The organism is Providencia alcalifaciens, assembly GCF_020271745.1.
GTDB classification, from domain to species: domain Bacteria; phylum Pseudomonadota; class Gammaproteobacteria; order Enterobacterales; family Enterobacteriaceae; genus Providencia; species Providencia alcalifaciens_B.
Genome location: NZ_CP084296.1, coordinates 838,724 through 862,550 on the forward strand (window position 1 = coordinate 838,724; position 23,827 = coordinate 862,550).

22 protein-coding genes are annotated in these 23,827 nt (G+C 41.6%); 7 read left to right on the forward strand and 15 right to left on the reverse strand.

Features of this window, described 5'->3' with window-relative positions:
• Window positions 1-7: 7 nt before the first annotated feature.
• The 6 genes from LDO51_RS03745 (at window position 8) to pta (ending at window position 9,701) form a co-directional block, all read left to right on the forward strand.
• A complete protein-coding gene (locus LDO51_RS03745) occupies window positions 8-700 on the forward strand; it encodes a hypothetical protein (protein WP_225576407.1) in 693 nt (230 codons plus the stop codon).
• 13 nt (window positions 701-713) lie between these two features.
• A complete protein-coding gene (locus LDO51_RS03750) occupies window positions 714-1,202 on the forward strand; it encodes a hypothetical protein (protein ID WP_225576408.1) in 489 nt (162 codons plus the stop codon).
• Between the two features lie 829 nt (window positions 1,203-2,031).
• Window positions 2,032-2,772 carry a MurR/RpiR family transcriptional regulator gene (locus LDO51_RS03755; RefSeq protein ID WP_036949583.1) on the forward strand — a complete coding sequence of 247 codons (741 nt, stop codon included), beginning with the start codon at window positions 2,032-2,034 and terminating at the stop codon, window positions 2,770-2,772.
• A 282-nt stretch (window positions 2,773-3,054) separates the two neighbouring features.
• Entirely contained in the window at window positions 3,055-4,611 is a 1,557-nt protein-coding gene (locus tag LDO51_RS03760; protein WP_006658525.1) for a PTS transporter subunit EIIC, read from the forward strand.
• A gap of 11 nt (window positions 4,612-4,622) precedes the next feature.
• Window positions 4,623-5,993 carry a class-II fumarase/aspartase family protein gene (locus tag LDO51_RS03765; protein ID WP_225576409.1) on the forward strand — a complete coding sequence of 457 codons (1,371 nt, stop codon included), beginning with the start codon at window positions 4,623-4,625 and terminating at the stop codon, window positions 5,991-5,993.
• Between the two features lie 474 nt (window positions 5,994-6,467).
• Entirely contained in the window at window positions 6,468-9,701 is a 3,234-nt protein-coding gene (pta, locus tag LDO51_RS03770; RefSeq protein WP_225576410.1) for an autotransporter Pta, read from the forward strand.
• An 81-nt stretch (window positions 9,702-9,782) separates the two neighbouring features.
• Here pta and LDO51_RS03775 read toward each other — a convergent pair whose 3' ends face one another.
• The 7 genes from LDO51_RS03775 to LDO51_RS03805 form a co-directional block, all read right to left on the reverse strand.
• Complete coding sequence (locus LDO51_RS03775; RefSeq protein ID WP_225576411.1) at window positions 9,783-10,730, reverse strand: Rpn family recombination-promoting nuclease/putative transposase; 948 nt, start codon at window positions 10,728-10,730, stop codon at window positions 9,783-9,785.
• A 208-nt stretch (window positions 10,731-10,938) separates the two neighbouring features.
• Window positions 10,939-11,682: a glycerophosphodiester phosphodiesterase gene (ugpQ, locus tag LDO51_RS03780; protein WP_225576412.1), complete on the reverse strand. Its 744-nt coding sequence runs from the start codon at window positions 11,680-11,682 to the stop codon at window positions 10,939-10,941.
• Entirely contained in the window at window positions 11,679-12,749 is a 1,071-nt protein-coding gene (locus LDO51_RS03785; protein ID WP_225576413.1) for a sn-glycerol-3-phosphate import ATP-binding protein UgpC, read from the reverse strand. Before LDO51_RS03785 ends, ugpQ begins: the two co-directional genes overlap by 4 nt.
• A 2-nt stretch (window positions 12,750-12,751) precedes the next feature.
• Window positions 12,752-13,597, reverse strand: a complete 846-nt coding sequence (ugpE, locus tag LDO51_RS03790; RefSeq protein WP_225576414.1) for a sn-glycerol-3-phosphate ABC transporter permease UgpE — start codon at window positions 13,595-13,597, stop codon at window positions 12,752-12,754.
• Complete coding sequence (gene ugpA / locus LDO51_RS03795) at window positions 13,594-14,481, reverse strand: sn-glycerol-3-phosphate ABC transporter permease UgpA (RefSeq protein ID WP_225576415.1); 888 nt, start codon at window positions 14,479-14,481, stop codon at window positions 13,594-13,596. The genes ugpE and ugpA overlap by 4 nt, the downstream gene beginning before the upstream one ends.
• Window positions 14,482-14,550: 69 nt before the next feature.
• Entirely contained in the window at window positions 14,551-15,864 is a 1,314-nt protein-coding gene (gene ugpB / locus LDO51_RS03800) for a sn-glycerol-3-phosphate ABC transporter substrate-binding protein UgpB (RefSeq protein ID WP_225576416.1), read from the reverse strand.
• A 613-nt stretch (window positions 15,865-16,477) separates the two neighbouring features.
• A complete protein-coding gene (locus LDO51_RS03805; protein WP_225576417.1) occupies window positions 16,478-18,049 on the reverse strand; it encodes an AbgT family transporter in 1,572 nt (523 codons plus the stop codon).
• Window positions 18,050-18,506: 457 nt separating this feature from the next.
• Between LDO51_RS03805 and LDO51_RS03810 the strand changes: the two genes are divergently transcribed.
• A complete protein-coding gene (locus LDO51_RS03810) occupies window positions 18,507-18,875 on the forward strand; it encodes a DUF1992 domain-containing protein (RefSeq protein ID WP_154639373.1) in 369 nt (122 codons plus the stop codon).
• 7 nt (window positions 18,876-18,882) lie between these two features.
• Here LDO51_RS03810 and LDO51_RS03815 read toward each other — a convergent pair whose 3' ends face one another.
• The 8 genes from LDO51_RS03815 to cutD all read right to left on the reverse strand — a co-directional run bounded on the left by LDO51_RS03815 (window position 18,883) and on the right by cutD (window position 23,818).
• Window positions 18,883-19,584, reverse strand: coding sequence for a helix-turn-helix transcriptional regulator (locus LDO51_RS03815; protein WP_225576418.1), 702 nt, complete (start codon window positions 19,582-19,584; stop codon window positions 18,883-18,885).
• Between the two features lie 221 nt (window positions 19,585-19,805).
• Complete coding sequence (locus tag LDO51_RS03820) at window positions 19,806-20,141, reverse strand: tRNA-binding protein (RefSeq protein WP_225576419.1); 336 nt, start codon at window positions 20,139-20,141, stop codon at window positions 19,806-19,808.
• Between the two features lie 162 nt (window positions 20,142-20,303).
• Window positions 20,304-20,630, reverse strand: coding sequence for a DMT family transporter (locus tag LDO51_RS03825; RefSeq protein WP_036949254.1), 327 nt, complete (start codon window positions 20,628-20,630; stop codon window positions 20,304-20,306).
• An 18-nt stretch (window positions 20,631-20,648) separates the two neighbouring features.
• Window positions 20,649-21,062 (reverse strand): DMT family transporter, encoded by a 414-nt coding sequence (locus LDO51_RS03830; protein WP_225576420.1) that lies wholly within the window; start codon window positions 21,060-21,062, stop codon window positions 20,649-20,651.
• A 52-nt stretch (window positions 21,063-21,114) separates the two neighbouring features.
• The gene (locus LDO51_RS03835) at window positions 21,115-21,798 is read right to left on the reverse strand and encodes a hypothetical protein (protein ID WP_225576421.1); all 684 of its coding nucleotides are present in this window, start codon (window positions 21,796-21,798) and stop codon (window positions 21,115-21,117) included.
• A gap of 22 nt (window positions 21,799-21,820) precedes the next feature.
• On the reverse strand, window positions 21,821-22,465 hold the full coding sequence (pduL, locus tag LDO51_RS03840; RefSeq protein WP_225576422.1) for a phosphate propanoyltransferase: 645 nt from the start codon (window positions 22,463-22,465) through the stop codon (window positions 21,821-21,823).
• Window positions 22,462-22,854 (reverse strand): BMC domain-containing protein, encoded by a 393-nt coding sequence (locus LDO51_RS03845; protein WP_225576423.1) that lies wholly within the window; start codon window positions 22,852-22,854, stop codon window positions 22,462-22,464. The genes pduL and LDO51_RS03845 overlap by 4 nt, the downstream gene beginning before the upstream one ends.
• 13 nt (window positions 22,855-22,867) lie before the next feature.
• Window positions 22,868-23,818, reverse strand: coding sequence for a choline TMA-lyase-activating enzyme (gene cutD, locus LDO51_RS03850; protein WP_154603192.1), 951 nt, complete (start codon window positions 23,816-23,818; stop codon window positions 22,868-22,870).
• Window positions 23,819-23,827 lie beyond the last annotated feature (9 nt).

The following is a 23,827-nucleotide window of genomic DNA, read 5'->3' on the forward strand; positions in this document are numbered from 1 at the left end:
ACGCTAAATGAATAAAAAACTGATAGGTACATTTTGTTTGATAGTCACAATGGTATTAACCGGATGTCAAACAACACGTTCAAACCCAGATGTTGACCCTCGTTTATCACAAAATGAGGACATTGAGTTTTTCAGTAAATCAGGGATCACCGCCTGTATGGGTGGCGCGGCAGTTGGTGCGCTTGCGTGTTTAGCGGTAGATAGCAAAAACAGAACCGGTTGTATGATTGCCGCGGCGGTTGTTGGTTGTGGTATTGGTGTCGGTTCGAACGCTTACCTTGATAACCAACGCAAAAAATACTCGAACAAAGAACAGCAATTAAATGCCATGATTTCGGATATTCAGCAAGAAAATCAACGCTTAAAAAGCGCATCCAGTACTGCAAAATCCGTTATTGCTGATGACAAACGCGAACTGGCTAAAATCAACCAAGATATTGCCCAAAAACGTTTAGACCAAAAAGCAGCTGAGAAAAAACTGAAAGGCATAGATGCCAACATTGCATCATTACAAAAAAGCCTGACAGATATGAAAAAACGTCAAAACGAGTGGAAAGAAATTTCTGAGAAAAGTGCTGCACAGGGCATGAAAACAGCGCAGCTAGATACCCAAATTGCAGAGATGAAAACGCAAGTTTCATCTTTAGAAAAAGAGTTAGATAGCCTGTATTCTCAGCGTACAGCTATTAAAATCAGCTAATTGAGGGCATATTTTGAAGCTATTACCGTTAATCACATTAGGTTCAGTATTGGTTCTTTCTGGTTGTGCGACCAACGTAGAAGATTGCGACCCCACAACTGGTGACGTCAATATTATTACCAAATTTAACTGCAAATACTCCGGTACTTACGATAAGAGGATTGAGTTAAAACAGGAAAAACTTGAACACGAGAAAGTGTTAAATAATGAGTTTAAAGCTGTTTTTGCGGCGATTGAAAATGAGAAACGTCAAGTCAATGCTGACTTAAAAAGCCAACAGAAAAGTCAGCAAGCGTTAAATCAATCAATCAATAACTTGTTAAATCAAGCAAGATCCAAATCTAAAAACAGTAAGAGTATTCAAAATCAAATCAATTCTATTGACCAAAAAATAAAGGAAAACCAGAACGCTCCCGATCGTTCTGTAATGCAAAAACAACTCGAATTAGAGAGTTTAAAAAACCAAGTTTTAGATTTACAAAAAGATTTAGATTTGAACTAATTTAGATTTGAAGTCAGTGATAACACGTTAGACATTAGGGCGAGTGGTTAATATGATCACCAGCCCTAATTACTCTTAAAAATGAGTATCGACCGTGACATCGAATTCTGGACGCCCTCACATTTTATTTATTGAGTAATTTATATGCATCGCATGCTTCTTGGACTCCTTCGTCACAAGCTTTGCGATAAAGGCGTTGCCGAGTGCTTTATTTTTCCTCCCGCCTTTCCATACATAACACCAAACTTATATTGTGAGATAGATTCTGATTTTTCAGAATCTCATTTGACCACCCATGACGGTAAAAAAGCGAATAATAAAAAAGAAAGTGAATACCTTTTCATACTTATCTCATCCATTAAATAATAAAAGAATTTAAACACTAAAGTTTATTACTACACCATGATGCACACTCAATCTTTCCGAACGTATTCTTCCATCAAGCCAAATCCTGATAAACAAACAACCCTAATCAAATGAAAAATAGGCACTTTAACCCAAACCATTACCTGCTGAATGCACCTCAAATACTCGTTTATAACACGATGTCCTTAAATTAAAAATATTCACTATTTATAGATTCGGTTGTTTTAATTAAATTCTTCTAGCACCATTTTGATGAGTTAATTTCCGTGGTATTTTTTGTCTATGTGGGAATGAAAATCTTCAGCTCATAAAAACCCTTGGGAAAACCTGCATAAAATACGGCTTTAACGTATAATCAACTCTATTGAGCTTTGGTTCACTTCACACAGTGTCGATATCATCATAAATAACACACGAACCCAGACTAAAATGGGCTTTTGAGACTCTATTGATCAGGTGGGATATGCTGGATTTTCTAAAGAATTATGACAACTTAACCGTCAGTGAAAAAAAAGTATTAAAATACCTTACCGATAATATTGCCGATATTCCCTACTTAAATATTAATGAATTAGTCGCCAAAACGTTTGTATCCAAGACAGTCATTATTAATTTGTCCCAGAAATTAGGTTTTAGTGGGTTTAAAGAACTCAAATTTCAAATTAATAACCATATACTTTCGCAAAATAAAGCGGAAAAAAATAACCCTGCATCGTATAAAAAGCAGCTTGAAAATAATATCCATAAAACCTTCACCTTGATTAATGAAGAGCAAATTCGCGACTGTGCGAAAACATTACGCGGCTCTCGTAATATTTTTTTAGTCGCGCGTGGCACCAGTAAAGCCGTCGGTTATTATCTTGAACACTTGCTCTTCTCCCTTGGATTACACTGCTTTTTTATCAACGATTACAATCTCTCCGACTCTTTTACTCGTCTGGTTAACCAAAATGATACGGTGATTTTTATCTCGCTGTCTGGTGGAACCAAAAAAATCATCGAAACCGCTAAAATAGTACAATTGAAAGAGGCCAACATCATCAGTATGACCGCCTTTCACACCAACGAGCTCACCGCCTACGCCAATAACACCCTTTTCTGCTTTGCAGATAGCTATGACACTAAACGGGATGATTCCAAATCCAGAACCGGATTTTTTATTCTGGTAGATTTGCTAATTAATGAATTGGAAAACCTGCTGTAAATACACGTCCTCTCACCTTATTTATTTAACTTAAGGATAACTGAGTGTTTTCCATTCAATTATCCTTGTTATTCTTCAAATAATTTTTTATTTAAAAAACGATCAACACATTGATGACAAAATCATTATTGATATGATTTTTAAAGAATTATTTAATTTTAATGACCTAGGTCTTAATCTATGACCTGAGATAATATTTAAAACCGTAACATCATTTCATTTAAAAAACCCAGTGCTAGTATTCCAGTTAATTTCAATAATTCTTCGTCATTAGGAAAAAATATGGCTAAAAGAAAATTCGGTGAGTCAATCCAGCGCTTTGGTCGGACACTGCTCCTGCCAATCGGGGTTCTGGCTCCAATTGGTATGATACTGGGGATCAGTGGGGCATTAGTGCAAACCTACATGATTGCTCGATTCCCTTTCCTCGGCAATGAAACCGTTAACGCATTACTTGTCAGCATCCGTTCTATTGCGGGCGTTATCTTCGACAACATCCCATTACTGTTCGCCATGGGGGTTGCCTACGGCATGAGCCAGCGCGATAAAGGGATCGCGGTCTTCGCCTCCGTTGTCGGTTACCTTTCGTTGATTATCACCATGAATATTTGGTTGGTACTCACGGGTAAATTGGCGGATCCGGCGATTATGGGTCAAGTGGGACAGATTAAGGTTTTAGGTATTCAAACCTTAAACATCAGTGCCGCAGGGGGGATTATTACAGGGTTAATTGGTGCATGGGCCACCGATAAATTCTATAACCTCGAGCTGCCAACCGCCTTCGCCTTCTTCTCGGGTAAAAAATCGGTTGCGATCATCATGGTCGGCTTAATGATCATGGTCGGTGGTACATTACCGTTTATCTGGGAAGTATTAGTTCAAGGCTTGATGAAGCTTTCCGCCGTCTTCCTCAGTCCTGTCGGTCCATTCTTTACCGCAGGGGGTGAACGTCTGTTTATTCCATTCGGGTTACACCACGTTTGGAACGTTCTATTTAGATTTACCGAAGCGGGTGGTACCTATGTTATTGATGGACAGACCTTTGTCGGTGTTGTTCCAGCCTTAACAGAAGTGTTATTTAAGCAAGGTCCAAGTAGTGAATACTGGGCAATGATGCCAAGCCTGACGCGCTTTATGGCGCAGCAACAAATGCTAGTCACGCTGTTCCTGTTCCCTGCCATTGCATTAGCTATCTATAAAACATCGAAAAAAGAGAACCGTGCTGAAGTTAAATCGATGTTGGTGACCATGGTATTAACTGCGATGCTCGGTAACGTGACCGAACCACTCGAATTTACCTTCGTGTTTATCGCACCGCTGTTGTACTTAATCTATGCCATCATCGTCGGTATTGGTGCAGTGTTGTTGTCATTCGCTGGCGTTGCTATCGGGTATATCCGTGGAACTGTGTTTGACTTCACTATCTTTGGTTTGTTGTACGAGCACACTAACTGGATATTCTTAGTCTTGATTGGTGGCGGTTTAGCCGTAGTGACTTACTTCATCTTCTACTGGGCGATTATCAAATTTGATATCAAAACCCCAGGTCGTGAAGAGTCGAGCAACCTGAAAAACACCTTAATTAAAGAAAAACGTTATGGCGAAATCGCTGAGATCCTGGTTGAAGCCTTAGGCGGTAAAGAAAATATTCGTAACGTAGACAACTGTATTACCCGTATGCGTATTGATGTCGCAGAAGTGAATAAAATTGATAAAGATTTAATGTTGGAATCAGGATGTACCGCATTCTTCTTTCCATCGGCAAACCACGTCCACGTAGTGTATGGACCTAAAGTTGAATTTGTTCGCAACGCTGTTGATGAGTTCATGAAGAAATAAAAGGATATATGATGAGAGCCTTATATGATTCTAAGAGTAAAACCATCGATGACCGCGGTATAAAAGCCCTGTTATCGGATGAGGCCAAATACAATACTTGGCTGATGTTTGAATCCATGTTAGCTCAAGCGCAAGCTGAAGCGGGGTTCATTCCCCAATCAGCGGCCGATGAAATTAAAGAAAAAGCGGTTATTGAGAACATTGATTTCGAAGAAATGAGCCGCATTTACCAAAAAATTGGGCACGGCTTCGTTCCCTTCTTAAAAGTCTTGGTGAATGCGTGTTCTGAAGAGAGTGGTAAATATATCCATTACGGAATTACCACCCAAAATATTCAGCAAAGCTCGCAGCTGTACATGATGAAAACGGTACATAATAAATTTATGTTGCTGTTAGGTGAGATCATCGAAAACCTGTCGGGTCTTGCTGAAAAAACCAAGCATATGGTGATGCCGGGCAGAACCCATGGACGCCACGCTATCCCAATTACTTACGGTTACAAAGTGTCCGTATGGATCAGCGATTTCATCGACTGCTACCAGCGTATGAAAGAGTGTGAAAAGCGCGTATTTACCATCATGATGGGTGGCGCAGTAGGTGCGTTTAACTCCATGCCGGGAATTGGCTTAGAAGTGCAAAAACGCGTTGCTGAACTGACGGGTATGCATGCAATGGAAGTTCCATCGCGTAACCTAAGCACCCATAAATTAGAGTACATGGCGAACTTAGCGCTGATGGCGAATATCTGCCATAAAATCGGGGAAGAAGTTTACAGCACGACGCTGGAAGAAATAGCGGAAGTGTCTGAAGGCTTCACCAAAGGCACTGTGGGCAGCAGCACCATGCCACACAAAATCAACCCGAAACTGGCGAAAGGGATTATTGCTAACTCTCAAAAACTGTATTCATTACCGAGTGTTGGGATGTATTCTGCCGTCAGACCGTATGAGGGTGATAGCAGCTCTTACATGTTATTCGATGGGCTTATCGAAGAAGCGTTAGAACTGACCACTGAAATTTTATTAAGAACTGAAGAGCTTTCGAGAACTCTGGTACCTCATGAAGAGAGAATGCTGCATAACGTTCTGAGAAATAAAGGGTTAGATAATACTGAATACGTGATGATGAAAATGGCTGAGAAACTAGGTAAAGATAAAGCACACTCATTACTGTATGAAGAAGCTATCAAAACCGCAGCGGATGGCGAGGATTTCTACACTAACCTCACCAAAAATGAAACCATTACAGCAGCATTTAGCAATGACGAAATCAAAGCGATGCTCGACCCTCGTTCCTATATTGGTTTGTCCGTTGAGATTGCAGAAAAAGAAGCGAAACGTGGTTTAGCTGCAGCCCAAGAAATTAAACAACTTTATCAGTAATTATTCGTTTAATAATTTAACTTAAAGCTGTTATTTGAAGCCGCCATTTAAAAAATGGCGGCTTTTTTTTGGTTATAAAAATATAAATGTTGCTAAATAATAGAAAAATAATTCATTACTTTTAATTAGTCATTAATACTTAAAAAATAATTAAAAAGAATGACTGTTAATGAATAATGTGAATTTGTTATCACTTCTAGTTTATTCTCAATAAATTTATCTAAATTTTAATTCCTATATTTAAAAGCAAAAATTAATTTAATTCCCAACATAAAATTATCATTTGATTTGTTCTTTTCGCGTTCTATTAATCTGCAAATGATGTGACTAGCCAGTCAATAAATCTACTTTTCCGATAAATAAAAAGATTTTGCGATGATGCTCAAGTATTTATTTTTATAAAACACAGATTATCTCTGCGATTCTGTTTTTGATTCTTAATGATGGTTTTTGATTGATAACAAAGGTATCAGAATGAACAAAGCACATAAATTTGCGTCATCTTCTCGTTATAAAAATAAAGCTGCAATAAATAAAAATATTTTTCAGCTTTCTATTATTACTTCTGCGCTGTTATTTTCCGGCTATACGCTGGCTTACTCTGAAACAGGGCAACTCGGTGATAAAAATAGCTGGGAAAGCCAAGAATATAAAAATGACTGGGGTTTAGCCGCCATGAATGCCTCCAGTGCTTATGCGCTGGGATATCATGGGCAAGGCGCTAAAATCGGTGTTATGGATTCCGGTGCGTTATTATCCCACCAAGAGCTGAGTGGCGCCCGCTTCCACGCGGTCAAAGCCAAAGGGGAGTACGGCTCCACAGGGATGCGTTATCCTCAAGAATTAGGTGGTCATTATGAAAAAGGGCAAGCCTTCGATGTGACTGGCGATTGGATCAAAGGCGTGAATGACACTCACGGTACCCACGTGACAGGCACCGTCGGTGCTAACCGTGATGGCGAAGGCATGCACGGCGTTGCATGGGGCTCTGATGTATATATGGGTAACACAGGCGCTACCGACAGCAATAACTACGGTCCTTATCAAGATTATCAATATTTCTATACTGGCTGGAAAGCCATGGTGGATGCCGGCGCCCAAGTGATCAATAACAGTTGGGGCACTAACCCAAGAATTATTGATGCTGGGAAAACTGTCGGTCCTGATGGCGGTAACACCACCGTACATTTACCCGTTGATACCACCCAACAAACTGAGTACGAATATTTCTACTTCAAAAAAATCTACGGGGATAATCCATCCTTTGTGGATGCTGCCTATGATGCCGTGAAAGGCACCAATGTTGTTCAAGTCTTCACCACGGGTAACCGCGATTTTAAAAACCCGTACTACCGCCCTCTTTACCCTTATTTCAATCCACAAGCTGAGAAACATTGGATTGCCGTTGCTGGATTAAAACAGACAGCAGACAAAACAGGCTATGAAATTGAAGGCATGTTTAACGAAGCAGGAAATGCCAAATGGTGGACAGTCGTTGCCCCTAGCCGCTATATCTATTCCAGCGTTGTGGATGCTGAAGGCAATCCGGGTTGGGATACCTTTAGTGGTACTTCAATGGCAGCACCACACGTCACCGGTGCCATGGGCGTTTTAATGTCTCGCTATCAATCCATGAACGCCCTGCAAGTTCGTGATGTGATGTTCACGACTGCCAACCGTTACAACCCAGATGGTAGCCTCTATAAAGGCTGGACATCGGCGGATGGGGTACCGGATGAGCGCTATGGCTGGGGTACACCTGATCTCGAAAAAGGCATGTATGGTCCTGGTCAATTCTTAGGTAAATTCGAATACCAACTGGATGCTGTACCACTTGATGTCTGGACAAACGACATCAGCCAAGCGGCGTTAGATCAGCGTGAAACCGAAGATTTGGCGTGGTTAGCCGATTATAAAGCCCACGGTATTGATGCTGGTGGTGATTACAATCTTGGTACCGATTTCGTGGTAAACGATGGCAACCCAGACCCAACTTCCCACATTGTTGATAAAGAAGATGCTAAAAAATGGCGTCAGGAATATTACCAAAAACGCGCTGAGGCGATTCAAGCCAAAATCGATGCTGGCTTGTATGATGGCGCTTTAGTCAAAGCGGGTGAAGGCACATTGGTGATGACGGGGGATAACACCTACCGTGGCGGTACAACCGTCGAACAAGGCTCTCTGTATGGTTTTACTGAATCCTTTGGTACTGCGGACGTGAACGTTAACGGCGGCTCGGTGAGTGTCCTTAATCGCTATAATGACCAATTTACTCAAAAAGGTCAGTTAGTCTCCAATGAAAGCCATAAAGCCAATATCAACATCAACGATAAAGGGACCTATTTAGTCACTGTAGGTCATGATGTAAATATCGGTAATATGACATTAAATCAAGGCGCTAAGCTGGATGTTGCTGCCGATAACATTGGGCAACTGAAAGACGTTTATCTGAATGATAATGCCATCAAAGGCACCGTGAATGCAGATAACTTAGCGGATAACCGCGCTAAAACCAAAATGCTTGCCGCAAATGCCAATAATGCTGCCACAGATGATTATGCGCTATTCCAAAAAGACGTTTCCGTAAAAGATAACACTATTACGGGCTCCCTGAGTAAAAAAGCGGATACCTCATTTGCTTCATTTGCCAATAATGAAAATGGTCGTTCGATTGCTAATGCACTAGAAAGTAACGCGAAAGGTCAGCTATTTGATGCCACGCTACCGATGAGCGAACGTGACCTTCGAGACACTTATCAATCACTCGGTAGTGATATGTACCTGAATGCGAATAATGCCAGTGTGGTGAACGTATTGGGCTTAACTCGTACCGTGAAAGATCAGGCTATCGGTGTCGGCCATGGTCGCTATGCTAATCTTGAAAATAGCAATGCGCGCATCTGGATGACAGGCGTCGGTCAATGGGGCAACCTTGACTATGGTTACAGCAATATGGATACCGATTTCTACGCAGCGTTAGTCGGCGCAGAAATTGATGTCGCGGAGCACACCAAAGCAGGTCTGTTCTTTGGGGCGGGCTCATCTAAATACAAAGCCCATGAGTACGGTAAAATTGACAGCAATGACCTGCATGTTGGTGCCTACGGTGTATCTAATATCCAGAATGTAGCTGCGGTTAATTATGGTATCACTCATACAAACCAAGACAGAGATGCGAAACGTACTCTGTGGGTGGGTCAAGAGTCAGGTTATAACTCCACCAGCTATGATGCGAAAATCACGCAATTCTTCATAGAAGGTGCCTATACCCAACTGAATAATGACCGATATTCTGTTGAGCCTTATGCTGGATTTAACTGGCTGCATGTCACCAGCGACAATCTGCATGAGCAAGTGGGCAATATGCAATTTACCACCAAAACAGATAACCAAGATATCCAAGTTGGTACCGTTGGTTTGCGTGGTGGTTATCCATTCAGCGCGGGTAATGTGAATCTCACACTGAAAGGTGACGTATCTGCGAGCCATTTATTTGGCGATACTCGCCCAGAAGCGATGTTGTTCCTGTCAGATACTGGCGAAGCCAAAATTCGTGGTGGCAAGTTAGATAACTTATTCGGTGTAGGCTTAGGGGTTGATGCTCAGCTGAATAAATCCACGACTTTCGGTGTTTCTTACCAAGGTCAATATAACAGTGATGTCAGTTCTAGCGGTGTGAACGCGACATTAAAAATTAACTTCTAATTCAGTTAATTAAAAAAGGGCGAAGTCAATTTTATGTTGATTCCGCCCTTCGTTTTTTCGATAAATACCGCTTTATATTGATCAACGCATTGCTTGGATTTCAGAGTGAGATAAGCCTGTAATTTGGCTAATGATATCAATATCTAAGCCTAGTCTTAAACTGGTCAAAACTTGGGTATAAATGCGTTGTTTCGTGTTCGCTTGTTCTTCTCGTTTAGCTTCTTGTCGAGCTTCTTCCCAAGCTTCTGCTCTTCCTTTGATTACCCCTTCATTTCTTAAACGATCTGCAATGCTCATAACGGTCTCCTGATATCCTTCGGTTTTTTCTATTAATGTTTTGACTATCTTCTTGTATGTCGGCGTATCCATCACACTAAACAGATAGTTGATGATTAAAATAACGTCGTCGCGATGGTTTTCGTTCTCCTTGATCACCTGCGCTAAGCGCTTTGACAGCACCATAAGGTCATCTTTCAGGGATGAGTGTTTGAGAACTAACTCCAACGCGGCAACTTTTCGGTGATTCACAAGTTCATCGTCACTTGCCACTGTTACATCCACTAACGGCAGGGGATTACAATACAAATCATGCGCTAAATCAGACCACTCAAAGCAATCCGTCCATGATTGGGAATAAGGATAAGGGGATTGATTCCCATGATAAAACAGGATGGGAACCACCAACGGCAAGGTTTGGTACCCCTGCTGCAAATGCTGATTCATCGCGCAGAATGCGTAATGCATCAGCCGCCAGCCCATCAGCTTATCGGGGGAAGATTGGTGCTCCACCAAGAAGTAAAAATACCCCTTACCCTTGAGTGTTTGAACGGAATAGAGCATGTCCGAGAAACGAGAGCGCAATGTTTTATCTACAAATGAAGCACTGGCCAACTTCAAGGTATCAAAATTGCAGAGGTGCTTAATGCGATTAGGAAGATGGACTTCAAAAAAATCCCGCGCATTATCCACTTTGCTCATAAAGCCTTTAAAGGTTGAATCATGAGGAGCTACAATTGATTGGGTCGCCATCTCGGCCTCGTCTTAGTTCATAAGATGACGAGATACTAACCAATATTTTCGGGAGAGTGAGAAAAAGTTAGTCCTAATTAACGAGAATTACTTGACAGTCTAACTCATTGCTTTTAATGAAATTATTTACTTATTCCAGCCATAAAAAAACACCCCAATCGGCGTATTGCACATTGAGGTGTGATTCAAAATAAACGAATTTTTTAATTTATTCTGCGGGGAAATTTGGACCGATTAAATCAATACGATCAGTACAAATGGCATCAACGCCCCACGCTAATAATAATTTAGCGCGTTCGGGGTCATTCACCGTATACACCAGAATATATAAGCCCGCTTGCTTCAATAGCTCAACCCGAGCTTTATCCAATAAAAGATGGTCTAAATGGATAGAAACGCATCCCAAACGCGTTGTCAGTTCACGCCAATCCTCTCGCCACTCTTCCAGTAATAAACCGCGTGGCAATTCAGGTGCTGCGGCTTGGGCCGCTTCAAGGGACTCAATGGAAAATGAAGAGAGTAACGGTGCAGTTTGTCCTTCCCATAATTGTCGAGCCGCTAATGCCACCACGGTTCCTGTCTCACTTTCCAAACCGGTGGTTGGCTTAATTTCAATATTCGCCATCATACGATGTTGTTGGCAACGCTCAGCCACTTGCGATAATAGCGGCAAATGCTCGTTGGCAAATTCTTGGCTATACCAGCTACCCGCATCAATATTGACTAACTGGCTCCAATCAAAATCCCCTGCAACCCCATGCCCATTACTCGTGCGCTCAAGGGTATCATCATGCAGAAGGAAAATTTGACCATCACGGGATAATTTGGCATCAAACTCAATCATGGTATGACCATATTTCGCCCCAACATCGATAGCTGCAAGCGTATTTTCAGGCGCTAATTTACCGCCACCACGATGGGCGACAATTTTAGGGTAAGGCCAAAGATTCATAAACGGTGTCCATATTGAGTATCAAAAAAATGCTGATGAGCTTCAGGAAGATGAAGCCATAACGTGGAGCCAATCTGAGGGCGATGCTCGTGCCCAAGGCGCACAATTACTTTTTGCCCTGCCCACTGACCATGCACTAAATTATCAGCACCTAATATTTCAAGGGTCTCAACGACCAGCGGGATCCCCCCGGATGACTCAGAACCTAATTGTAAATGTTCCGGTCGAATACCTAACGTTAGCGCATGCCCTACCCACTGTAAATACGTTCTACCTAACGGTAATTGCATTTCGCCACCGAGTTCAAAACGAGAGCCATCCGAACTCAATTTTCCTTCCAGCAAATTCATGGCAGGAGAGCCAATAAAACTCGCCACAAAACGGCTGGCAGGACGCTCATACACATCTACAGGTGAACCGATTTGTTCTGCAACGCCTTTATTCATCACCATCACTCGCTGCGCCAAGGTCATCGCTTCCACCTGATCGTGAGTCACATACAAGCTGGTGGTTTTTAAACGACGATGAAGCTGTTGCAGTTCAAGGCGCATCTGCACCCGCAACTTTGCATCAAGGTTGGAAAGCGGTTCATCAAATAAAAATACGGCGGGATCACGAACAATAGCTCTTCCCATTGCGACCCGCTGACGTTGACCACCAGAGAGTTCTCTTGGCAGGCGCTTTAATAAGCCCTCAAGCTCTAAAATTCGTGCCGCATCCGCCACTTTTTGGCGAATAATCTCTTTTCCTAGCCCTCGAATTTTTAGCCCCCACCCCATATTTTCTTCGACGCTCATATGAGGATAAAGGGCGTAATTTTGGAATACCATCGCAATGCCACGCTCTTTGGGTTCTAAATGCGTGACCCGCGTTCGGTCAATCCAAATATCCCCGCTCGTCACTTGCTCTAGCCCTGCCACCATACGTAATAGCGTGGATTTACCACACCCAGAGGGCCCTACCATCACAATAAATTCACCATCTGACACATCCACTGTCAGCGGTTTAATCACTTGATTTTTTCCGTCCCAACTTTTGGTGACGGCTTGAAGTTTTAATTCTGCCATGCTTATTTCTCACTATCGACCAAGCCACGCACAAACGCCCTCTGCATAGCTAATACCACAAGAACTGGTGGAATCAGCGTGAGCAGCATTGCCGCCATCACTTGATTCCATTGAGTCGTCCCTTCACCCGATGCGATCATGCCTTTGATCCCCGCAACTGCTGTTCCTAAGCTGGGATCTGCAACGATCAAAATCGGCCACAAATATTGGTTCCAACCATAAATAAACGTGATCACAAACAACGCGGCTAAGTTTGTTTTGGACAACGGCAGCACAATGTCGATGAAAAACCGCATTGGTGAAGCACCATCAATACGTGCTGCCTCAATCAGTTCATCCGGCAGCGTCATAAAAAATTGGCGAAATAAAAAGGTCGCCGTGGCGGATGCCATCAACGGCAAAGTTAGCCCAGCGTAACTATCCACCATGTTTAAGTTAGAAATCACCTCTACCGTGGGGAAAATTCGCACTTCGACAGGCAACATTAACGTGATGAAAATCATCCAAAAAAATAGGCTACGGCACGGAAAACGGAACCAAACGATGGCAAATGCCGATAACATCGAAATCGTCATTTTTCCAATCGCTATCACCAACGCCATAATGGTGCTGTTCACTAACATCAACCAAAATGGGGCGCTGTTCGCTGCCACGCCGTTATTCCAAATATGCAGAATGTTCTCCCATAAATGAGAGCCAGGTATTAAGGTAATGGGGGTATCGAAGACCGCTTTATCGTCGAGTGTCGCGGCAACAAAGGCCACATACAGTGGGAATAAAATCACTAAAATCCCCATCACCAGCATGGAATGACTGAATATGCTCAGTCCACGATTTTTCTCAATCATTGGTAACGTACCTTACGCTCGATAAAACGGAATTGAATCACCGTTAGGATGATCACCAAGCCCATTAAAATCACGGACTGTGCAGCGGATGAAGAGAGATCGAGCCCTGAAAAGCCTTCACGATAAATCTTATAAATCAGTGTCGTCGTCGCTTGAACTGGCCCCCCGCCCGTTGCCGCATCAATCACAGGGAAAGTATCAAAGAAGGCATACACCAAATTCACCACCAGTAGAAAGAAACTCACCGGGGTAATTAATGGTAAGGATATTTTAAAGAAACGGCGGATAGGCCCCGCACCATCAATAGCCGCCGCTTCCATCAAAGAGCGTGGAATAGATTGCAAGGCAGCGAAGAAAAATAAAAAGTTATAACTGATTTGTTTCCAAACTGAGGCTAAAACGACTAAAAACATCGCCTGACCGCTATTTTGTGCATGGTTCCAGTCATAGCCTATGGATTCCAAACCATAGGTAATCAACCCTCTGCCGGGACTAAACAAAAACATCCATAAAACCGCTGCAACAGCAGGAGCTACCGCATAAGGTAGCAATATAAGCGTTTGATAAAAACGGCTTCCTCGAATCACATAGTCAACCAAAGCCGCGAAAAACAGCGAGACTACAAGCCCACTTCCTGCGACCCAAGCACTAAAAATCATCGTGGTATAGAAAGAATCTACATAGTAGCTATCACTGAAGAGTTGAGTGAAGTTTTCTAACCCGACAAATTCACTGGATAATCCAAAGGGATCAATACGTTGTAATGAATACCAAAGCGCTTGCCCAGCAGGCAAAATAAAGAAAATCACCGTAATGATGAGCTGCGGTAGTACTAACGCGTAAGGTAACCACCGGGAACGAAAGACGGGACGAGATGATGACATAAGCAACCCAATAAATCAGATGTGATGCAGCGCCCCTCTTAATTCCATCAAGAGGGGCGAAAGAACTCATTACTGAGTGGATTTTTCAAAACGGCGCAGTAATTGGTTACCACGCTCAACAGAGGCATCAAGGGCTTGTTGTGGGGTCTTTTTACCTGACCACACGGACTCCAGCTCTTCGTCTACGATGGTACGAATTTGTGGCATGTTACCTAAGCGTAATCCTTTGGTATAAGGCAATGGTGCTTTGTTCAACATTTGGCGAGTGGCAATATCCGCCCCCGGGTTTTTGTCATAAAATCCAGATTGTTGGGTTAACTCATACGCTGCCGTTGTAATGGGTAAATATCCTGTATTTTGATGCCATTTCGCGGCATTTTCAGGTTCAGCTAAGAATTTCATAAATTCCGCAACACCTTTATACGTCTCGGGATCTTTACCGCCCATCACCCACAAGCTCGCACCACCAATGATGGCATTTTGTGGTGCCGTTGGAATTTGTGCATCGTAGGGCATCATACCAACACCAAAATCAAACTTAGCGTGCTTGCGAATGTTCGCCAAAGAACCGGAGGAGCCTGTAATAATGGCACAATCCCCGTTATAGAATTTTTCGGTTGGCTCATCTTTACGTCCTAAGTAAGTGAACGTACCTTTCTTATTCATATCTTGTAGCTGCTCAATGTGCCTGACGTGGTCTGGTGTATTAAACTCCAGCACGGCATCTGTGCCGTCAAAGCCATTATTCTTCGATGCGACAGGCAACCCGTTCCATGCACTGAAGTTTTCAATTTGTATCCAGCCCTGCCAACCACTGGCGTAACCACACTTCATCCCTGATTCACGCAGTTTTTCAGTATATTGAGCAAGATCCTGCCATGTTTTTGGTGGGGTATCTGGATTTAAACCCGCTTTTTTGAAGGCTTCTTTATTGTAATAAAGCACCGGAGTAGAGCTATTGAAAGGCTGGGATAACAAATGCCCTGTTTTCGCATCACTGTAGTAACCCGAAACGGTAGGCACAAACTGAGATTCATCAAAATCAATTCCAGCATCTTGGAAAACTTCGTAGACGGGTTTGATGGCTTTGGATGACATCATCGTCGCAGTACCAACTTCATAAACTTGCAATATTGCAGGCGCATTGCCAGAACGAAATGCCGCAATTCCCGCCGCGAGGCTTTGCTCGTAATTCCCTTTATAAGTGGGAACTACATTGTAATCTGGGTGAGTTTCATTAAAGCGAGTGACAAGGTCATTCACTTCTTCACCAAGCTGACCTTCCATTGAATGCCAGAATGGGATTGTGGTGACTGCCATTCCTTGACTGCTAAACGCTATGCCTAACATCATTGCTAAAGCAGACTGTTTGATCGATGCCATGCCAATTCTCTCTTTTATTATGACTGAAGTTTATCCGCCGAGATTTACACTAAAATGTGCGAATTCACGCAGTTTATGTTCGAGAGAGAATTTATCACCGAGAAATGACAGAAATATCGCCAGCTCATGACAGATTGATGACGACCATATCTCTAGCAAATGACACTTACATGACAATCTACGTGTTTTATTTTCACAATATATCGAAAATAAACACTTAATTTAAATAATAAATTCTTGATTATTGAAAAATGATTAAATAACAAAAAATAGGAAACATGAATAAAAGAGTAAAAATAGAGGCCAGAAATAATTTTGCAGAAACTGTCATTCTATACATATTATCCACCTTATTTTTATTAAAAATAACCAATAAAAAAAATTAAAAACAAGTCTATTATTGACATAGCCATAAAAACAAACTGTCTTTCTAAATTAATTTTAGGATAATACTAATGAAACAACAAATATTTAATTCCATAAAATTAACAATCTAATCAAAGCTCATAAAAAACCTCTTATGATTATCAATTTATAGCTAATTTAAAATACATATCTAAAAACATTAAAGGGTAAATAAAAATCTATTTACCCTTATAAAATCATTATTAAATTAACTTCCAGGAGTAAAATAAATTGGTGATCCTGGTCCTACCGGTAATCCCAAAATAAACACCCAGATAATAAAGAATAGAGACCAACCAATAAAGAAAATAATCGAGTATGGCAACATCATTGAAACCAAGGTACCAATCCCTGCATCTTTCTTATATTTGACGACTATTGCCATAATTAAGCCAAAATAGCTCATCATTGGTGTAATAATATTGGTCACTGAATCACCAATACGATAAGCCGCTTGGATAGTTTCTGGGGAATAGCCTGCTAACATTAACATTGGAACAAATATCGGAGCCGTCACAGCCCATTGAGCGGAAGCCGAGCCGATCATCAGGTTAATAAAGGCACAAATCAGAATAAAGCCAACAAATAATATTCCACCGTGTAGGTCAATACTATTTAAGAAATTAGCGCCTTTAACTGCAATAACTTGACCAATATTGGTCCAGCCAAAAAATGCAACAAACTGCGCTGCAAAGAAAATGATGACTAAATAGAGACCCAAGGTACTCATTGCGCTGGCCATCGCATCAACCACATCTTTGTCGCTACGCATGGTTTTTGCAATATAGCCGTAAACAATCCCTGGAACTGCAAAGAAAATAAAGATAAACACCACGATTGCTTTTAAGAAAGGTGAATTACTCACTAACCCAGTTTCTTGGTTACGTAAAATTCCACTTTCAGGCACCACCATTAAGGCTAATGCTGCCGCTAATCCCCAGAAAGTCACCGATGCCCAGAATAGCGCTTTTTTCTCAAGCGGCGTCACTTCAGCTGAGGCTCGGAGTTTATCTTCATCTTCATCGATACCACCGCCTTGATAAGGACCTAACTGCGGCTCAACAATTTTCTCTGTGATGAAATAACCCAAGATAGTGATTAAGAAGGTACTGGCAAACATAAAGTACCAGTTGGCTTCCGCCCCGACGATATAGGTAGGGTCAATAATTCGAGCGGCTTGCTGAGTGATCCCTGACAGTAACGGATCCACTGTACCTAATAGCAAGTTCGCTGAATATCCACCGGATACCCCTGCAAATGCAGCAGCAAGCCCAGCTAATGGATGGCGACCTAATGAATGGAAAATAATCGCAGCCAGCGGAATCAATACCACATACCCCAGTTCTGCCGCGGTATTAGACATTATTCCTGCAAAAACAATCGCAACGGTGGTTAATTTACGAGGCGCTTTGATAACAATCAGACGCATTGCCGCAGATAATAAACCGGCACGTTCTGCTATCCCTACCCCTAAAAGAGCAACTAATACCGTGCCTAGAGGCGCGAACCCCGTAAAGTTGGTGACCACATTAGACAAAATTTTACGGATGCCTTCAGCATCTAACAGGCTAACAATATGAATGATTCCGTCTTCAGCACGACCTTTTGCACCCTCAGGGCGAGGGTCCGGTACACTAATACCAAAATACTGACCAACGGCGGAGGAGACTAATAAAATCCCAATTAAGATAATGAATAGAATAACAGGGTGTGGCAGAGCATTCCCCAGCCATTCAACCGTTCGTAAAAAACGGCTACCCTCTTGTTTTTTTTGTTCCATATATTCTCCTTATAAACAAGAGAAATGAACATTACACAATGTTTTTTCCTTCACCTAATCACAAGTATATAATTTCAAAACAACAAATTTGATACAAATCGAACACATAAACTAACAATCAACGTTAAGCCCGTAAAAATACAACATTTATTTTGATAAATTTTATTTATGTTAATAACTAAAACCAAAAAAAATAAATATCATGAAATATAAGAAATGTGGTCAAGTTAACAATTTAATCATATTAATGATCCATTTTTTATTATTTTTAACTATATAAATATCAAATTTTATCAGTTTTATTTCATTTAATTCGCTTAATGCTCATTTTTACAATTACAATAAATTTGAGTTAAAGGTGGTGAAATAAAATACCAATTAGCCTGGTTAATGTACGTTTTTAATCTAGATTAATCAGCGCTATAATCGACGCCTATTCACTACAGAGCGAGCCATAATGTCTGTCATTGATCTTTGGGCAGAGCGTCATATTCAAGACGCTTTAAATAAAGGAGAGTTATCCAATCTCAACGGTGAAGGGAAGCCTTTGCAGCTTGATGATGACAGCCTAGTGCCTGAAGAATTAAGGGCGAGCTATCGTATTCTTAAAAATTCTGGGTATCTGCCGCCTGAACTGCAACAGAAAAAAGAAGCACTGAATTTATGTCATATGCTACAGCAACTCTCTGCCGATGACCCCAATTATGTAGCCATCAGTAAGCAATTAGCCTTACTTGAATTAAAACTCAAACAAGCCAATATCAATACCGACTTTTTATATGGGGAATACGCAGTGACAATTTCAGAACATTTAGAGTCTAAATAGCGAAGAATTAACGTTTGGATAGGGATTGCAGACGATATTCCTGAGGGGTTTTACCGTAAAACTTACGAAATGCTTGGCTAAAAGCAGAGTGAGAATCATACCCTACCAAGGTGGCAATATGCTCAATGGTTTGGTGAGTTAATAATAAACTTCCTGCGGTCTCCATCCGTTTTTGCAATAAAAATTGCATGACCGTGAGCCCCGTTTCCGCTTTCACTTTACGCTGTAAGGTACTGACTGACATATAAAATGCACAGGCGATATCCTCGCAGCTTATCGGTAAATGCAGACGTAACTCCACCCAATGAACCAGCTCATCCACCCAGCGGTTTTCCGGTTTTAATTGAGCCAATAATAGGCGAGCAATCGCAAAATTTTGTTCTGCCGCTTGAGGAAAACGTTGCAACCAATTTAATAACCCCACCGCCGCTGGCGTCAGCGTGAAATGGGTCATTCCCTCATTTAATGACCATTGTGCCGTTGCAGGCATTTCCAGCACATAATTTTGATTGCCTTCTTGCCCACTGAAAGCGTGACTAACACTCGGGGGGATCACCACGCCCTGACCTGCATTTAGCAGCCAGTGTTGACGATGCATATTGATCTCCATCGCCCCTGATAACGCAAAGACTACCTGCCATTGCCCATCATGTTGATGAGAAATCACCTCTTGGGAATATTGGCGATAGTGCAATTCAGGTAATAACAAGGCAAGCTCCTACTGGGTGGCATACGGTAGGAGTATACGGTTTTAATCAAAAAAATGCAGCCTGACGGCTTAGGTGGATGACAAAGAGGGATAAAAGTGTGATTTTTCCCTCTTTGTGTTATCAGGCGAAAATCAATAAATTGATTTTCCTCGTTAATTTTACAACCCAAACGAGCCATTTCCAAACCTGATGGGTTTGTCTATGGTCTGCGCCTTACGGCTTAAGCTAGGCGAGAACCATTCGGCACAGGTAGATTAAATTCAGCTAATACAATGGCACCCGTTTCATCGGGAGCACCTGTAATTAATACTTCAGATTTTATGCCAGCAATACGTTTAACTTCAAAATTACACACACATAAAACCTGTTTGCCAATTAAACTTTCAGGGGTGTAATGCACGGTGATTTGTGCGCTTGAGCACTTAATTCCCAATTCCCCTAAATCCACATCCATCACATAAGCGGGCTTTTTGGCTTTACTGTTCACTTCTGCACGAATAATCGTACCAATACGCATTTCCACTTTCGTAAAGTCGTCCCACTCAATAATTTGCATATCTTTATTCCTAAATTAAACGATGTTAATGGCTTAAATTAGCATAGGATAGATAGAGGCCCTTAGCGTCAAACATTCATTTTATGTTGTGAAACAGTCATTGATTATCACCTGATAATGGCAGGCAATAATCAATGGGTACAAGAGAGATAAAACGTGAGGTTACATATTTGAGAAAGTATTCATAATAATGCCGCCAGAGATAATTAATCCCATCGCGAAAACTGCGGGCACATCCGGTTTTTGTTTGTATAAAATCATCGAAACTAACGTCACACCGACAATACCAAACCCACACCATAAAGAATACGCAACCCCAACAGGGATATACCCCATTGCACGTGTTAACGCGAAATAGCACAGACAATAAGCCACAATCACTAAAATTGATGGGCCTAATTTACTAAAGCTATTGGTTTTTTTGATCATCGATGTGCCCGTGATTTCTGAACCAATTGATAATGCTAACCATAAAAATCCAGTAAACATAATATTTCTCTCTTCTTATTAATGAGCAACTTTGTTGGTTGAAGACAGTGACGCATCCGAATTTTCAGCCGGTTCCGCCTCATCCGAACCCATTTTAGAAAACAGGTTCATAATCACGATCCCAGAGGCAATAACCCCCATCCCAATAATTGCCGCCATATCGGGGTGCTGCCCATAAAACAGCATTCCTAAAGTTGAAACCATTAAAATACCGGTACCTGACCAAGTCGCATACGCAAGCCCAACTGGAATATATTTTACTGCACGAGAAAGAGAGTAATAACAAATGACATAAAGAACGACGATTAAACCTAATAATAATGATTTAGTTGTTCCTTCACTATTATCGAACATTTTCAATGTGGATGTTGCTGAGGTTTCAGAAATAATAACCGCTAGCATCCAAAGCCATGATTTTGCTTTAGAGGACATAGATAAGACTCCTACATAGATAGACGTTTAAAATATTAAATTGAAATAAAATTTATTTTTTTAGAGACTTTAAATAATCCATTGCTGAATCTGTTAATTTATTTTTATTTAAAGAATATTCCTTTGGGTCATTCATTACTTCTCTCAAAGTAATATAGCGATTCTGGTTTATTTTATTTTCACTCGATATTTCATTATTTGTAATGAGCATTTTATTTTCAATATTATTAAATGTATCGAATTGAATCCCTAATGAGATAGCCTTATTCATATTCTCTTTAATAAGGCGGTTATAATGTTCATTTTGATTTAAACCTAATATTTGATTTAAATCACTGTCAGGGCAGCAATGATATTTCAATGCCATAATAGGAATATTTCGTGAGAGTGTTTGGATAATAATTTCGCTCTCTTCGCTGATTGCCAAGCCATTTACGACTTCATTCAGTACCTTCGTTCCCATGAAAGGGAGAAAAACCCCGTGAAATTTTGCGAGTTTTTCCATATTAAAGGTATGAACATCAAAACATTGTCCAATTTCTTTCCATTGATTTATCGTCGATTGCGTTAGCATTTCCTTGGTGGCATAGAAAGAAAAAGACATTGAAGGTAATTGCAATAAACGCTGATAAACCGCCTGTTGATAATCTTGGCTTGGGGACAATAACACCAATACTCGCCGTTTCAGCTGTTGCAGTACCTGTAACACTATCTGCTCAATCATTTTTTCGCTCATATTGTCACCGCTCATTTAGCACTTAGCTGACAACAAACACGCTGTCACTGTTGCGTAACCCTGCCGCATTAGCTTCATCTGTATCAATATGAAATTCCAGAGAAAACCTTGCATCCACTCGAACAACGACCTCATCAAATACGAGGCTACGTTCCCCTTCAGTGCGCACACATACTCGCTGTCCATTGGAGACATTTAGCGACCTAGCATCCATTAAATTCATGTGAATATGACGCTGAGCACAAATGACTTGTTCACAAAGATTAACGTGCCCAGCAGGACCGATTAACAACGCACTCCCCGATTGATTTAAATCTCCAGATTCACGCACTGGCGCTTTAATACCTAATGCAAAACAATCTGCTTTCGAGACTTCCAACTGAGTGGTTGGTCGTGTTGGTCCTAACACTCGCACTTTACTGATAGACCCCTTAGGTCCAACCACCATCACACACTCTTTTGCCGCAAATTGACCTGGTTGCTTCAAATCTTTAAATGGCGTCAGTTGATAACCTTCCCCAAAAAGTGCGGTAACATCGTCTTGTGAAAGATGGACATGACGATTCGAAACGCCCACAGGAATAGCAATGGGGCTATCAATCATTGAGGCTGGGTTTGACATAGCTAAGCGAGACAGAATTTTTCCCATCAGCTGCTGGTTTATCATGATTTTTTCCCTTTACGCACGTCAGCTTTTGGCTCCACAGCGGCAATCTCGACAGCCATCGCCACAGGCGCCTCAACGACCGGTTGTTCAACACCGTTTTCTTCTTCGCTCGCTTTATGCTTAGTGGATAGCAGCTGGGTGATCACTCGCTCTTCTGGGCGAGCAATGACTAATGTGCCTTTTAATAGGTCTTGATGGCTGATAACCGATGCACCATGGTCAACGGCGGTTCTTACTGCACTAATTTCCCCTTGAAAACAGACAGAAACTAATCCAGAACCAATTTTGCGGTAGCCAACAATCTCGACACTCGCCGCTTTGCATGCAGCATCCGCAGCTTGTATTGCTGATGTCAGCCCGTAAGTCTCAATGACACCTAAACTTTTCATTTTTCTCTCCTACTTAGTGACGAACCAGTCGAATGTCGAAATCGAATTTTTTAAAGAAAGCCTCTAATTGGTCTAACTCTTCCGCGCTGTAGGTTGGGTCTTTCTTGATGGGATAAATCATGTCGAGCTTGTCGTATTTTCCGCGGCCAAGCTGGTGATAAGGTAAAATATCGATTCGACTTAAATTGCCGCGTTTCGACAATTCCATGGCGTATTCAATTGCGCCTGTTATTGCATCAAAAGAATCGTTATATCCGCGAACTAAAGGCATGCGCATCACCACATTTGCCCCGAGTTCCATTAATCTTTCGAGGTTACGACGCACATTTTCATTACCAATACCAAACAGATTTTTGTGCTCAACGGTATCGATATGCTTAACATCAAATAGGAATAGGTCGACAACTTCGGCTAATTTTTCATAATTCGCTAATGACGTTGTACCTTGCGTTTCCACCGCCGTATTGATCATCATTTTTTTGCATTCACGCAAAAGCTCAACGGCAAAATCTGTCTGTAAACTCATTTCACCGCCACCAATCGTGACACCACCGCCCGAGGAAATATAAAAATCGTAGTCCTGCATGATGATTTCCATCATTTCAGAAACCGTGACATCTTTTCCCATAATGTCTAGCGCATCAGAAATGCACACTTCCTCACATTTACGGCAACCGATACAGTCAATACTACGATTTACGCGATGGACGGCTTCCCCTTGCTCATTGGTGGTCATGTAATGGATCCCCGCAGGGCAGACATCCACACACTTCCCACATCCAACGCATTTGTCGTGGGAAAACATCACTTGGAATTGGCTACTTAACCCTTCAGGGTTAGCGCACCAAGGACAACGAATATTACATCCTTTAAGAAAAATCAGAGTTCGAATGCCATCACCGTCATAAATTGAGTATTTCTGGATATTAAATATCCGCCCTCTGATTTCTGCCGCTGTGTTCATCATTGCATC

Coding starts and splice junctions, on each gene's coding strand:
- ugpE (WP_225576414.1), bottom strand. CDS start 13,597: ATGATTGAGAAAAATCGTGGACTGAGCATATTCAGTCATTCCATGCTG.
- pta (WP_225576410.1), top strand. CDS start 6,468: ATGAACAAAGCACATAAATTTGCGTCATCTTCTCGTTATAAAAATAAA.
- LDO51_RS03765 (WP_225576409.1), top strand. CDS start 4,623: ATGAGAGCCTTATATGATTCTAAGAGTAAAACCATCGATGACCGCGGT.
- ugpQ (WP_225576412.1), bottom strand. CDS start 11,682: ATGAATCTTTGGCCTTACCCTAAAATTGTCGCCCATCGTGGTGGCGGT.
- LDO51_RS03825 (WP_036949254.1), bottom strand. CDS start 20,630: ATGTTTACTGGATTTTTATGGTTAGCATTATCAATTGGTTCAGAAATC.
- LDO51_RS03835 (WP_225576421.1), bottom strand. CDS start 21,798: ATGAGCGAAAAAATGATTGAGCAGATAGTGTTACAGGTACTGCAACAG.
- ugpA (WP_225576415.1), bottom strand. CDS start 14,481: ATGTCATCATCTCGTCCCGTCTTTCGTTCCCGGTGGTTACCTTACGCG.
- pduL (WP_225576422.1), bottom strand. CDS start 22,465: ATGATAAACCAGCAGCTGATGGGAAAAATTCTGTCTCGCTTAGCTATG.
- ugpB (WP_225576416.1), bottom strand. CDS start 15,864: ATGGCATCGATCAAACAGTCTGCTTTAGCAATGATGTTAGGCATAGCG.
- LDO51_RS03810 (WP_154639373.1), top strand. CDS start 18,507: ATGTCTGTCATTGATCTTTGGGCAGAGCGTCATATTCAAGACGCTTTA.
- LDO51_RS03805 (WP_225576417.1), bottom strand. CDS start 18,049: ATGGAACAAAAAAAACAAGAGGGTAGCCGTTTTTTACGAACGGTTGAA.
- LDO51_RS03820 (WP_225576419.1), bottom strand. CDS start 20,141: ATGCAAATTATTGAGTGGGACGACTTTACGAAAGTGGAAATGCGTATT.
- LDO51_RS03755 (WP_036949583.1), top strand. CDS start 2,032: ATGCTGGATTTTCTAAAGAATTATGACAACTTAACCGTCAGTGAAAAA.
- LDO51_RS03830 (WP_225576420.1), bottom strand. CDS start 21,062: ATGTCCTCTAAAGCAAAATCATGGCTTTGGATGCTAGCGGTTATTATT.
- LDO51_RS03845 (WP_225576423.1), bottom strand. CDS start 22,854: ATGAAAAGTTTAGGTGTCATTGAGACTTACGGGCTGACATCAGCAATA.
- LDO51_RS03785 (WP_225576413.1), bottom strand. CDS start 12,749: ATGGCAGAATTAAAACTTCAAGCCGTCACCAAAAGTTGGGACGGAAAA.
- cutD (WP_154603192.1), bottom strand. CDS start 23,818: ATGAACACAGCGGCAGAAATCAGAGGGCGGATATTTAATATCCAGAAA.
- LDO51_RS03775 (WP_225576411.1), bottom strand. CDS start 10,730: ATGGCGACCCAATCAATTGTAGCTCCTCATGATTCAACCTTTAAAGGC.
- LDO51_RS03760 (WP_006658525.1), top strand. CDS start 3,055: ATGGCTAAAAGAAAATTCGGTGAGTCAATCCAGCGCTTTGGTCGGACA.
- LDO51_RS03745 (WP_225576407.1), top strand. CDS start 8: ATGAATAAAAAACTGATAGGTACATTTTGTTTGATAGTCACAATGGTA.